Annotated in this window: 14 protein-coding genes; 3 read left to right on the forward strand and 11 right to left on the reverse strand. The window is 41.4% G+C overall.

Features of this window, described 5'->3' with window-relative positions:
* Positions 1-29 precede the first annotated feature (29 nt).
* The gene (locus QE404_RS10475) at positions 30-1,130 is read left to right on the forward strand and encodes an endonuclease/exonuclease/phosphatase family protein (RefSeq protein ID WP_307450247.1); all 1,101 of its coding nucleotides are present in this window, start codon (positions 30-32) and stop codon (positions 1,128-1,130) included.
* Between the two features lie 70 nt (positions 1,131-1,200).
* Here QE404_RS10475 and QE404_RS10480 read toward each other — a convergent pair whose 3' ends face one another.
* The 10 genes from QE404_RS10480 to QE404_RS10525 form a co-directional block, all read right to left on the reverse strand.
* Entirely contained in the window at positions 1,201-2,262 is a 1,062-nt protein-coding gene (locus tag QE404_RS10480) for a diphosphomevalonate/mevalonate 3,5-bisphosphate decarboxylase family protein (protein ID WP_307450248.1), read from the reverse strand.
* Positions 2,263-2,297: 35 nt separating this feature from the next.
* Positions 2,298-4,070, reverse strand: coding sequence for an AMP-dependent synthetase/ligase (locus QE404_RS10485; RefSeq protein WP_307450250.1), 1,773 nt, complete (start codon positions 4,068-4,070; stop codon positions 2,298-2,300).
* An 8-nt stretch (positions 4,071-4,078) separates the two neighbouring features.
* Positions 4,079-5,086: an NAD-dependent epimerase/dehydratase family protein gene (locus QE404_RS10490; RefSeq protein WP_307450251.1), complete on the reverse strand. Its 1,008-nt coding sequence runs from the start codon at positions 5,084-5,086 to the stop codon at positions 4,079-4,081.
* Positions 5,087-5,299: 213 nt separating this feature from the next.
* Positions 5,300-6,307, reverse strand: coding sequence for an MvdC/MvdD family ATP grasp protein (locus QE404_RS10495; RefSeq protein WP_307450253.1), 1,008 nt, complete (start codon positions 6,305-6,307; stop codon positions 5,300-5,302).
* Positions 6,300-7,256 (reverse strand): MvdC/MvdD family ATP grasp protein, encoded by a 957-nt coding sequence (locus QE404_RS10500; RefSeq protein WP_307450254.1) that lies wholly within the window; start codon positions 7,254-7,256, stop codon positions 6,300-6,302. The genes QE404_RS10495 and QE404_RS10500 overlap by 8 nt, the downstream gene beginning before the upstream one ends.
* An 86-nt stretch (positions 7,257-7,342) precedes the next feature.
* Complete coding sequence (locus tag QE404_RS10505; protein WP_307450256.1) at positions 7,343-7,561, reverse strand: microviridin/marinostatin family tricyclic proteinase inhibitor; 219 nt, start codon at positions 7,559-7,561, stop codon at positions 7,343-7,345.
* A 48-nt stretch (positions 7,562-7,609) separates the two neighbouring features.
* Positions 7,610-7,807, reverse strand: coding sequence for a microviridin/marinostatin family tricyclic proteinase inhibitor (locus QE404_RS10510; RefSeq protein ID WP_307450257.1), 198 nt, complete (start codon positions 7,805-7,807; stop codon positions 7,610-7,612).
* 115 nt (positions 7,808-7,922) lie between these two features.
* The gene (locus QE404_RS10515) at positions 7,923-8,702 is read right to left on the reverse strand and encodes an alpha/beta fold hydrolase (protein WP_307450259.1); all 780 of its coding nucleotides are present in this window, start codon (positions 8,700-8,702) and stop codon (positions 7,923-7,925) included.
* 89 nt (positions 8,703-8,791) lie between these two features.
* Positions 8,792-9,511 carry a pyridoxine 5'-phosphate synthase gene (locus tag QE404_RS10520; RefSeq protein WP_307450260.1) on the reverse strand — a complete coding sequence of 240 codons (720 nt, stop codon included), beginning with the start codon at positions 9,509-9,511 and terminating at the stop codon, positions 8,792-8,794.
* Positions 9,512-9,642: 131 nt separating this feature from the next.
* On the reverse strand, positions 9,643-10,905 hold the full coding sequence (locus QE404_RS10525) for a mechanosensitive ion channel family protein (protein ID WP_307450262.1): 1,263 nt from the start codon (positions 10,903-10,905) through the stop codon (positions 9,643-9,645).
* A gap of 232 nt (positions 10,906-11,137) precedes the next feature.
* On the opposite strand from QE404_RS10525, the gene QE404_RS10530 reads away from it, so the two are divergent.
* Positions 11,138-11,629 carry a DUF456 domain-containing protein gene (locus QE404_RS10530; RefSeq protein WP_307450264.1) on the forward strand — a complete coding sequence of 164 codons (492 nt, stop codon included), beginning with the start codon at positions 11,138-11,140 and terminating at the stop codon, positions 11,627-11,629.
* Positions 11,630-11,634: 5 nt separating this feature from the next.
* Positions 11,635-12,138 carry a hypothetical protein gene (locus tag QE404_RS10535; RefSeq protein WP_307453883.1) on the forward strand — a complete coding sequence of 168 codons (504 nt, stop codon included), beginning with the start codon at positions 11,635-11,637 and terminating at the stop codon, positions 12,136-12,138.
* On the opposite strand, the gene QE404_RS10540 is transcribed toward QE404_RS10535, so the two are convergent.
* Positions 12,125-12,766 carry a uracil-DNA glycosylase gene (locus QE404_RS10540; RefSeq protein WP_307450268.1) on the reverse strand — a complete coding sequence of 214 codons (642 nt, stop codon included), beginning with the start codon at positions 12,764-12,766 and terminating at the stop codon, positions 12,125-12,127. The genes QE404_RS10535 and QE404_RS10540 overlap by 14 nt on opposite strands.
* Positions 12,767-12,825: the final 59 nt, after the last annotated feature.

A 12,825-nucleotide genomic window follows, 5' to 3' on the forward strand; every position in this document is an offset into this window, starting at 1 on the left:
TTGAAAAATTATAAAAATAAGTTACTTTTATGCACATAATTAAACATATGTGGAACGTCTACGCAGGATTAACGATACTGCTTCTTATTTTAACCTTACTTCCTAAAATACAGAATTCCCACTGGATCTTTCGGGTTCCGGAATTCGGGAAAATACAGATTACGTTTTTTACCCTTATTACTTTCGGGCTGGGCTTCCTGGTCTCTCCTTCACCCCTGTTGTGGTATTTTCAGGGATTGCTCATCCTGATGTTCATTCATCATGGAATCATCCTGATCAAATACACACCGCTGTATCCTGTCAAAAGATCGGGTAAAGGCAGGAACTCTTCCAGGGACATCCATTTTATTTCCGCAAATGTCTACCAGTTCAATACCGAATATAAACGTTTCATTCAGCTGATTGAAAAATGCAAGCCTGAAATCTTCCTCACCATGGAAAGCAATGGCGACTGGGAAAAAGCATTACGCGTACTGGAACAGGATTACCCGTTCCATCATAAGGTTACCCTGGAAAATACCTACGGCATGCATTTTTATTCCAAGATCAGAATCAAGGATGCAAAAACACATTATTTTGTTGCCGATGACATTCCGACTATCGAAGCGCATCTGGAAACTGAGGACGGCTTTTCATTTGTATTCTTCGGGATCCACCCGCCACCACCGAGCCCTACCGAAGAAGAAACATCTAAAGAAAGGGATGGCGACCTGCTGAGCACCGCAAAAAGAGTTCAGGAAATAAAAGAACCAACCATTGTAGTCGGTGATTTCAATAATGTTGCCTGGTCCAGGTCTTCTATCCTGTTCAGGAAAACCAGTGAACTGATCGATCCAAGGATCGGGCGCGCCTTCGTTTCTACTTTCCATGCAAAGTATAAGCTCCTGAGATTCCCGATCGACCTGATGTTCCACAGCGAGGATATTTTTATCCGCAAGCTGACCACCATGGAGAATTTCGGATCAGACCATCTTCCGGTATACTGTGAATTTTTCATAGACCACCAGAATACCGAGCAGGAAGAACAGATTGAAGAAGCCACCGCTGAAGAAGAAGCCGAAGCTGAAGAAATGATTGAAGAAGGTAAGAAGGAAGACGGCAACCGGGATGCTGTTGTTACCGAAGATTAAAATAGAATAATGAAGCAGGCCTGTAGAGTGACCTGCTTTTTTTATTTTTATATCCTGCCGGACGCCGGATCTAGAATTTCATGACATCCTTTACCACTCCGTTTTTCTGTGTGTACTTCAACAGTTCAGCTTCTATAAATGCTTTTATCCTGTCTTCCGAGCCATTGTTCGGAAATAACAGATGAACATTGGCACCGGCATCTAAGGTAAAAAATAAAGGCAACCCGCTCTCTGCTCTGAAATCCCAGATTTTATTGATAACTTCCAGGGTACCTGTTTTCATCAGGATGAATGCCGGTTCGCTCATCATCATCATTGCATGGAGTGTCAGTGCCTCGTGTTCTACCAGGGTGATAAAGCGTTCCATATTCCCTGTTTTCAGGATTTCTTTCATCGGGATAAAATTTTCCCTTGCTTCCTGGAATCTTCTTTCTGCGTATGGATTGGTATTCATCAGCCCGTGTCCTACTGTTGAGGATACACTCTTCTGACCTTCATGGATCAGCAGTACCCAATCATTGAAATCCCTGAAAACATCATGGATTTCCGTTTCAGGATAAGGAACGGCAAATAGATCCGAGCTTCCTTCCACTTCATCTGAATTTCCCCATACAATCAGCCCGTTATACAAACTTCTGCACGCACTTCCGCTGCCGAGGCGGGCCAGGAATGAAGCCTTTCTTAAAGATGCATCTTCAGAAATTTTCCCAGAAAATTCTTCATCGAGTGCCATCAGGCATTTGGCAATAGCCCCGAAACCGGAAGCCGAACTGGCAATCCCAGAGCTGTGGGGAAAAGTATTCTCTGTCCGGATGGTATATTTCCCTTTCAGGATCCACGGAAGGTATGATTCTATATTTTTAAAATATTTTTCTATTTTTTCTGCAAATTTCACTTCTTCCGTACCGGAAAGGTAGGTCTGAACCGAAAAAGGCTCTCCTGCTGAAAATTCAATTTCCGTATTAGTCCTGCAATGGTTCAGGGTATAACTGATGCTGGGATTGGCAGGGATCTGATGTTCGTACTTGCCCCAATACTTGATGAGGGCAATATTGGACGGGCAGCTGCCTGAAACTGTTTTTGAGGAGATACTGAAATCCTGTTTTCCCAGAAATTCTTGTGTGGTCGTCATATTTTGAGGATAATTGATCATTTGGAGTTCTGAGGTTATGAGTACATATCTTCAATGATATCCCTGTATTTATCCAGAACTACGTTTCTTTTTACTTTTAGGGTAGGGGTTACTTCGCCGCTGTTGATTTCAAATTCAGCAGGCATCAGTGTGAACTTCTTGACCTTTTCAAATTCAGCAAGGTCATGCTGCAGCTGTTTTGTTTTTTCTTTATAGAAGCTGATGACCGTTTCATTTTTCACGATCTCTTTCCAGCTGGTGAACGGAATATTATGATCACGGATAAAGTCCTTCAGGAATTCAAAATCAGGAACAATCAGGGCCGAGACAAACTGGCGGCCTTCTGCAATAAGGATAATTTGCTGAATGAAATTGTTATTGGTCAGGAGGTTTTCAATCTGCTGTGGTGCAACATATTTGCCGTTGGAAGTCTTCATCAGGTCTTTGATACGGTCTGTAATGATCAGGTTTCCGTGGTCATCCCATTTCCCGGCATCTCCGGTCTTGAACCATCCGTCTTCTGTAAATGCATTGCGGGTTTCTTCAGGCCTTTTATAATAGCCTTTCATGATCCCGTTTCCTCTGGCCTGGATCTCATCATTTTCCCCGAAACGGATTTCCACTCCCGGCAAAGGCTTTCCGCTGGTCCCGTGTCCAAAATGCGTTAAAGGAAAGAGTGTTAATGTAGCTGTAGTTTCTGTAAGCCCATACCCAACGGTTATATGGATTCCCACAGATTCAAAAAACTGGGTTACTTCAGGAGAAAGTGAGGCACCTCCACAAGGCAGAAACCACAACCTACCGCCCATCTTATCTTTAATTGTATTAAAAACCAGCATATCAGCTACTGCCTGCCTGATTTTAAGTCCTAAAGGCAGGGGTTTTTCATTTCTCCTGAATTCTGAGGCTTCCCAGCCGGTAGCGAGTGCCCAATTGAATATTTTCTTTTTCAAAGGAGAGCTCTTTTCCGCTTTATCAAGTACTGCTGCATAGATCTTCTGAAAGAACCTCGGCACAGAACACATCATAGTGGGCTTTACCTCTTCCAGCGCTTTGGCAATATTCTTGGGATCTTCCAGAAAATAGACCCTTGCTCCGCCATACAGGCATAATAATGTCCAGCTTCTTTCAAAAACATGGCTCAACGGCAAAAAGGCCAGGGAAAGTTCTTCTTCAAAGTTTTTAAACTTAAAGAATTCAAAATGAGCATCCAGGGCCTTTTTAAAATTCCCATGGGTCAGCATGACACCTTTTGGGGTTCCTGTGGTGCCTGAAGTATAAATAAGTGTTGCTACGTCATTTTCTTCCTTTTTGCAGATCTCTGCTTTGGGAGAAGCTTTGGAAATGAAATCTTCCAGGTAATAGCTGCTGAATTCTTTTTTAATCCAGACTGCTTTTTTTGAAACGATAATAGCCTGAAGCTCATTATCATCTTTCTGTAGAAGCTCCAGGCAGGCATCATATTGTGCCTGGTTACCCACCAGAATTATTTTAGCTCCTGAATCCTGTATGATATATTCTGCCTGTCCGGCATTATTGGTAGAATATACCGGAACGGAAACTGCTCCGATCACCATGGAAGCAAGGTCAAAAATCATCCATTCTGCAGAATTGTCAGAATAGATGGCAATTTTATCATTCTCCTGAATTCCTGCGGTTTTTAAGGCATTGGCGGTTTTAAAAATAATTTCGGAAAACTTCTTCCAGCTCAGTTCTTTCCAGGGTTCTTCCTTCTTTTTAAACCCAATGGCTGATTTTACGGGATGCTTTTTTACATTATGGGCAATAATAGCCTCTGCAAGATTCATGTATAGGATCAGCTTTTTTTATCGTTAATATAATTGTTCAAATGAAATTCCAGACTTTCATCAACGGGGATAAAGCGGAAATTAAGTCTGTCTTTTATTTTCTGGTTGGATATAGTATTGAATGACGTTATGGATGCAATATTGGATTTGGTCACCATGCGTAAAGGCGGAATAAGCCACCCCAATAAAACGTTGACAATCCTTCCTACACCAAGCTGCCTTTTCTTAAGCACTACCGGCTCTTTCAGTCCCAGCCTTTTCCTGATGATCTTTCCGATGTCTTCATATTTCTTCATTCCGGAAATGGCTATAAACCTTTCCCCGAATATATTTCTATCCATCAGTTCAGCAGCTATTTCAGCAACATCCCGGACATCCACATAGGCAGATCCACCAGGAAAAGTGAAACGGTTATTCTCAAATACCGAGAAAAGCTGGCCACTGCTTTGGTTCCATCCGCCGCTGCCGATAATCATCCCGGGATTGATAATTGCTATCTGTAAACCTTCCGCAGAGGCTCTCCATACCTCCATTTCTGCCATGTGTTTGGAAATGGCATAGGCAGAATGTTCTTCCTTGGCATTGAAATCTGAACCTTCGTCCAGCTCACCCTCTTCATTAAATCCATCCAGAACTGCTATGGTACTGATGTACAGAAACTTTTTTACAGATGACTGTTCGCAGGCATACAGAAGATTGGTTGTACCTTTAATATTGATATGGTACATCTCCTTTTCATATTTGGGATTAAAACTTACTTTTGCCGCACAGTGATATACTTCCTCCACACCTTCCAGCGCTGTCTGAAGTGATGTAAGGTCATCAAAATCAAGCTCTACCCATTCAATAGCACTGAATGCGGCATCAGGATCCTCCGTATAAAAGCGGTAGGAGTTTTTTACATCCTTTAGATTGCTTCCGGAACGTTTCGCTGCACGGACTTTTTTCCCTCTCTTAAGCAGCTCAAGAACCACTACCCTTCCCAGAATTCCGGTTGCACCCGTTACCAAAACCATTTCTTGTTCTTTTATGTAGTTAGATTTATTTTCCTGTTGCTGCATATCGCGTGTATGCCTTCATAAGTTTTATCACTAATACAATACCCGTTTGCAAATTTGCGATTTTTAATGCAAAATGCAATTGAATTTCAGCAATAATACGATTTACTGTTCTTATATCAAACAAAAACCTTTCCGAAGAAAGGTTATGTTATAAATGGAGTATTTAAGTTAAGCCAAAACACTGTTATTACGCCTTGGAGCCTTATCACAGAGTAGATCGGCGATACTTTTGGAGATCTGGTTTCCATCAGTAAGATTGTCCAGCCAGAAAAACTCCCCGGCTGCATTGATTTCTATAAAGTAGTAATCGTCTTCCGGAGAAAGGATGATATCAATGGCTCCGTAATCTACATGGTAGACGTCCAGAAGTTCGAGCAGCTTCAGTTCTATCTCCCTTGGAAGCTGTGTTTCCACCCACTGGTCGATAAGGTTGATCCCATCTTTTCTCCAGTCGATTTTAGCGGCTTCAGATTTCTGGGAATCTATTTCAAATGCATAAATATCCTGCCCTACTATGGTCACCCGGAGTTCCTTTTTCTTTTCAATGCGGGTCTGGAACTGCATCGGGCAATACTGTAGCGAATCCAATTCCTCAAGCTTATCTTCATCAATAACATTGGTAAATACCACATTTTCTACCCCATCTTCGTAAATGGCAAATCCGGTCTGCATTTTCCCGATGACATTTTTATGCTTAAGGATAAACTGCCTGGCTTGCTCAGGATTATTGGTCATGCAGGTTTCAGGAATTTTAAGCCCTATTTTGTCTGCAATTTTCAGCTGTTCTTCTTTGCTGTCGAGTCTCCGATATACGCTTGGTTTACCCAGCGAGTACGCATCTATGGACTCCAGGAAACCGAAAAGGGTATTGCGGATCTCACCCATGGCAGCGCCATAAAATTTGGCATCCATTTCCTCTTTCAAGCCGCTGCCGATATTGTAGGCTCTTCTGTACCATACAGCAGCGATGTCGTCCAACCGGTACTTTGTTTCGGAAGTTTCCAGGACACTGATCCACTTTCCGTCTTCAAAAAGGGTGGAAAGTCTGTTCTGTATGGGATAAAGGTCTACGTCGAAACGAATGACCTCAAAACCGTTATTTTCTATGTATTCTGTTACTTTTTCTATGGAAAAATTATCTCCCGTATGGGTAATGATTAAAATTTTGTTATTCATGGATGTTTATTCTTTTGATAAGGTAATCGGCAATGGTTTCTGCAATAGGGAAATCCAGCTCTTTCTGCAGCATTCCCCATTCTCCCTGAGGATTAACCTCAAGGAAATAATAGTTTCCGTCCTTTCCTCGGATCATATCTATAGCGCCCAGACAAAGCACCAGTTCGCGCATCATAGCAGTCAGGTTTTGGCAGATATTTTCCGGGAGCGTGTAGGCAGACCAGAAATAATTGCTGTTGGCCACCCGCCAGTCTGCATGGTCAGCGTTATTGATTTTACCGGTGAAAAATATTCCGTCCACATAGACAATCCTCAGCTCATACTCTTTTTCTATATACGGCTGAAAGATCATCGGGCAGTATGCGATATCTTCAATGCTGTCAAGACTGTCTTCTTCAATGATCATCGTGGAAAGCATCTGTTCTCCGGTCATGGATTTTGACATTACCCCATGAAGCTTGGCTACCGCCTTGCCATTGCAGCAGCGGTAAAAAAAAGATGTAATCTTTTCAGCATCATTGGAAAAGAGTGTTTCCGGAACGTTCAGCTGGTTTTTCTGTGCTACCCTGAGCTGGTACATTTTGTTGCCGTCTGTTTTCCTTTCAGATTCATAAGGATTGATCCACGGGAGATGTTCCAGGGAAGTGATGAGATTGTACGTCAGATTCCTGTATTCATTAATGAACACAGGCCTATACTCTTCTTCCATTTCTTCAGGGGCTTGAACACCCCAGGTTTTCCTGTTCCAGACTCCTTTGATGTCATCGGAGTGCACGGTATTACCATCCTCATCAGTAAGTTCAAATGAATCCTGACCGATGCTGATCTTCTGAAGATGATTGAGGTGATCTGAGTTAAGCCTGAAAAAAGGGATGCCTTTAGACTTCAGATAGGCAAAGAAAAGATCGACGTTGTAATAATCGCCGGAATGGGTGATGCAGAGAATCATATTACCATTGTTATTAAAAAAAGGAAACTTAATGGATAAGTTTCCTTTGATATCATTGTTCAGATCATCAGTTGAATGATTCTCTGTTACAAAGTAGCGGAATCATCATCACCGTCTGAAGGATATTTCATGGTATGCATCATATCATCTTTAGGGGATGTTACGGTGTCTACGGAAGGTTTTGTTATGACATCCCTTTCAGGAATGCTGACATCTGTTCCTCCTTTTACAGTTTCAGGGTCTTTGATTTGCTTCTCAAGAAATGAAGCAAAGAAGGGCTTTTTCTTTGAATTCTTGTTTTTCATAATGTTTTGATTTGGTTGGTTTAAAATGATTTGATAGTTTTTAGAGGTCTATCCTCCCGATTCATCACTGTCCGAAGGATATTTCATCGATACAGTGTCATTTCCCGGGCTGGTAATATCGTCATTCTGTACGCCCGTCACCTGGTCTTTAAGAACTCCCGTTCCGGAGCCTCCTTTAATCGTCTGAGAATCTTTCACCTGCTTTTCAAGGAAAGAGGCAAAAAATGGTTTCTTAGTTTTTTTCACGGTATTAAAAACTTTGTAATTTGATTGGCCTAATATACAAAATTTTCAATACGCCGAGAAATAAACCCATACTTTAATAAAATTTTAACTTAATATAATTAAAATAGGAATATTATTAATTTAAGTTTAAAAATTCTTTGACCACATGACTAAAATCTACCGGATTATCAGCCTGTACCCAATGAGCGGCATTTTTAATGGTTACTATTTTAGCTTTAGGAAATTGCTGCCTGATGGCAAATTCATCCTGCGGAAGAATATAGTTGGATTTCTCACCGGCAATAAATAAGGTTTCTCCGTTGAAGACCCCAAACTTTATGGCGTTGGCCACAAATTCATTGTACTTTTCAGACAGTGTTTTAAGATTAAACCTCCAGTTCAGTTTCTTATCATCATCCCAGTACAGGTTTTTGGTCAGAAACTGTATGGTTGATTTTTCATGAATGTACTGGCTTAATACATTTTCAACTTCCGTCCGTGATTTTACGGTATTAAAGTCGACACTTTCCAACGCCTTGATGATACCCTGATGGTGCGGCGGGTAAGCTTTGGGGGCAATATCCACCACGATCAGCTTCTCAACTTTTTCAGGATACCGGATGGCAAACTGCATCACTGCTTTCCCTCCCAGGGAATGGCCCAGCACATGTGCTTTATCGATCCCGTAGTGGTTCATATACGCTACAATATCTCCAGCCAGGTCGTCATGGGACATATTTTCTGAATGAAAACTCCGGCCGTGGTTTCTGAGGTCAATCAGATGTACGGGCAGCAGTTCTCCCATTTCTTTTCCGAAACTTCCCCAATTATCCAGCATGCCGAAAAGCCCGTGGAAAACAAGGAGCGGGGTTGAAGTTAATTGTTCACCGAATATTTTTGAATGTAAAATTTCCATTATGTTTTGTCAAGATGTTAGATACTAGATGTTGGATTTTTGAATTTCAGTTTGATGTCAGATGTCTGACATTTAATCCTGTCCGCAGCCTACCACCTGGCCAGTCTTTTCAGATAGGCCTGAACGGTATTTTCCATACCCATGTACAATGCTTCAGAAATTAAAGCGTGACCGATAGATACTTCAAGCAGGTTTGGGATATGGTCTGAAAAATATTTCAGGTTGTCAAGGCTCAGATCATGGCCGGCATTAATGCCTAATCCATATTCAGACGCCACTACAGCAGTATCATAATAAGTTTGTATTGCCTTTTCTTTATTTGCTGAATAATCTCTGGCGTAGGCTTCCGTATACAGCTCAATTCTGTCTGTTCCGGTTTTGGCGGCATATTCCACGAGTTGCGGATTCGGATCAAGGAAAATCGAAGTTCTGATGCCTGCATTCTTAAATTCCGCAATAATATCGGTAAGAAAATCTAGGTGCTTTCTGGTATCCCATCCGGCGTTGGAAGTAATTGCATCATCAGCATCCGGAACAAGCGTCACCTGTTCGGGTTTTACCTCCAGGACCATCTCAATAAACGGGCGGTGAGGATTGCCTTCTATATTGAACTCTGTAGTCACCAAAGGTTTCAGGTCATAAACATCTTTCCTGGTAATATGCCTTTCGTCGGGTCTAGGATGAATGGTGATTCCATGTGCCCCGAATTCCTGAATTTTTACGGCAGCTTCTGTAACACTGGGAGTCTCTCCCCCTCTTGCATTTCTTAAGGTTGCAATTTTATTGATGTTTACGCTTAACTTTGTCATGGTACAAAAATAAAAAAAAGCCAACTTAAAGTGGGCTTTTTTGGCAAACATTTAACGGTATCGATGATCAGCAGATCCTTAATCTTTGATAGAGTGAATGTTTTTATCATACTGAGTACAGATTTTGCCATCTAGGTTTTAACCTGCATCACCTCAAGGTCGAATTCTTTTGAAGCCACCAGCAGATGGTCAAAGATATCCGACTGGATTTGCTCAAACCTGATCCATTCCGTATCTGTCGTAAAGGAATATACTTCTAACGGAAGTCCCTGTGGAGTTATGTTAAGCTGCCGTACAATCATCGGACCTTCTTTATCCAATTCAGGAATCCGCTCAATATATTTCTGCGCATAATACCTGAAGAGTCCTATATTGGTCAGTTGCCGTCCATTAATAATCTCTTCAGGGTGCTGCATATTTTCTTTTTCTTTCCTCAGTTCCAGGATACTTTTGGTAAGATAATCAGATATAAGATTGATCGATTTCAGTCGTTCGATATCCTCGTCGGTAAGGAATTTAAAAGAATTGATATTAAAATAGATAGATTTCTTAATTCTCCTGGCGTTATTCTCAGAAATGTACTGAAGGTTTTTGATCTCGGTGGTCAGCAGATCATACGTTGGTATGGTGGAGAAAGTTTTATCAAAATTATTGATCCTGGTGGTCAGGAGGCTGATCTCGGCAATATTCCCTTCCACATTATATTTAGGAATGCTTACCCAGTCTCCTACTTTAAGGTTCTTGGAAGTAGCTACATGAATTCCGGTCACAAATCCCAGGATCGTATCCCGGAAAACCAGTACCAGAACAGCCGTTATGGCTCCAAGACTCCCTACGATAGTGGTACCTTTTATACCAAAGATAACACAGATCCCTACCACAGAAAATATGAAGATCCCAAGTATTTTTACGGTTTCTGAAATGGCATTCAACGCCATTATTTTGTAGAAATCCTGTTTGATGATAAAATATCCCCTGAAAGCGGTGAGCGATCTGTACAGCATTCCCGCAAGCGTCAGTACAAAACCGAGGTTGACTGACCTGATGATGAATATATTGGTATTAGGAATCGATCGTGGCGGAAAAATTGAGGGATTAATGCTTGCCACTACAGATAAGGCAATAAGATGCGCTACAGAATTGGTAATCTTGGAATCATAAATGGACTTGATGATAGGATATTTCTGCTCATCATGAAAAAACCGGAAGATAATATTGATCACAGGTTTACAGATAAAATCTATCACAAAAAAGACAGCCAGTAACAATGCTAATTTTGTAATCATGTGAAAAAACCAGTCCAGACCCGAAGGCGATATGCGGCTGATGTATTCATATAACTGGTAGCTTAAGTCCTGGAAAAAATCTTTGGTATCCTGTATTTCGTCTTTCATAAGAGCAAATTTACAAATCTTAACAACTAAATATTGCAGCAAAAGTCTTTCCAAATCTTCTCGAAATTACCTGCATGACATGAATTGCAGTGGAATTTTATGATTTCATAGGTTTGCCCGGCTATCTGGATACCATTCAAAACATCGTAAAGCATGATCTGCATTTTATTTTTGGAATTATTTTGGTAGCGGATTCAGTTAATTATGCACCATTTAAGATATCTTACATATTATGGACACTATACTTATTGATATTCTCTGCCTGGTCCTTTTATTTCTGGGCATGTTAGGAACTTTTCTTCCTGTGCTGCCCGGTCTGCTCCTGAGCATTTGCGGACTGCTGATCTATAAATTCGGGACTGATGCTGATCTGCCGATGCTGTATATCTGGGTTTTCGGAGCCCTGACTGCTATTTCAGTGGTATTGAATTACGTCATTCCGGCCAAAACCACCCAGAAATATGGAGGAACACGCTGGGGAAGTATAGGATCTGTGATCGGAACTATTGTGGGAATGTTTTTACCGATTCCACTGGGTTTCCTAATCGGGATGTTTGCCGGAGTATTCATTGGTGAATTGCTCCACGACAGCAAAGACATGAATAAAGCTTTAAAATCAACCAAAGGAGCTCTTATAGGATTCATTTATGGCACCGGTTTCAGTCTGGTGGTAGGTGTGGCAATGTTTTTGGTGGTTATCCTGGATATGTTAAACATAATCTGATGAGTATGATTCCTAAAACCATTTTATTCAGTATCGGCCTGATGTCCGTACTGAACTGCAATACACGGAAAGGAGCCAACGCAAAAAATGCTTCTTCAATTAATACTCCACAAACAGCTATGAACAGTAGTTCTGCAAAAGATAATGCCCTGATCAATCTTTCGGAAGGTGAAAACAAGTTCCTGAAAGAATATGACATGAATGTCACATTCAAAGGAGTTTCTGAAGACAGCCGCTGTCCGGAGGGCGTGAATTGCATCTGGGCCGGCGTTGCTGTAGCTCAGGTAGAAGTCATGGGTACCGCTACCCGCCCGGTTATCCTTAACCTGGCCAGTACGGAAAATCCGGGAAGGAACTACCACCAGTCTGCCGACTTTAACGGATATACCATTTCACTGCATACGATTAACCCCTATCCTACCTCGGCAGAAGGCACCAGTGCTTTAAGAGGTAAATATAAAATCGGAATCATCATTCAGAAGTCTGCGACAAATGCTACCAAGAAATAGGTTTCTTTCCTTTTGAAACAAGATATTCATTGATTTTTGAAAAAGGTTTGCTCCCAAAAAATCCCCTGTGTACGGAAAACGGAGACGGGTGCGCAGATTTCAGGATAAAATGCTTAGCCGGATCAATCAGTTCGGCTTTTTTCTGTGCAAACGCACCCCATAAAACAAATACGACATTTTCTTTTTTGTCTGAAATTTCCTTAATGATGAAGTCGGTGAACTTCTCCCATCCCAGATCTTTATGCGAATTGGGTGAGTGTGCCCGTACGGTAAGCGTAGCATTCAAAAGCAAGACGCCTTGCCTGCCCCAGTCGTCCAGTTCTTTGGAAGTCCTTACAACGCCCAGGTCATCTTTCAGTTCTATAAAAATATTTTTCAGCGAAGGCGGTGCCGCAACCTGTTCGGAAACGGAAAAACACAAACCATTAGCCTGATAGTCATTATGATAAGGATCCTGGCCTAAAATAACGACCTCCACATCATCAAAAGGAGTAATTTCTAGTGCCCTGAAAATCTGGTTTTTCGGAGGAAATACTTTGGTGGATGCATATTCCTGTTTTACTTTTTCCCAAAGGTTTGTAAAGTAAGGCGTATTTTTTATCGGGGCTAAAACATCTGTCCAGGTCATAGGTATATTTGAAAATTTGAAGATGAATTAATTTGAAAATTAAATTCTATTGGTTGGTT

The organism is Chryseobacterium camelliae (assembly GCF_030818575.1).
Lineage (GTDB): Bacteria > Bacteroidota > Bacteroidia > Flavobacteriales > Weeksellaceae > Chryseobacterium > Chryseobacterium camelliae_A.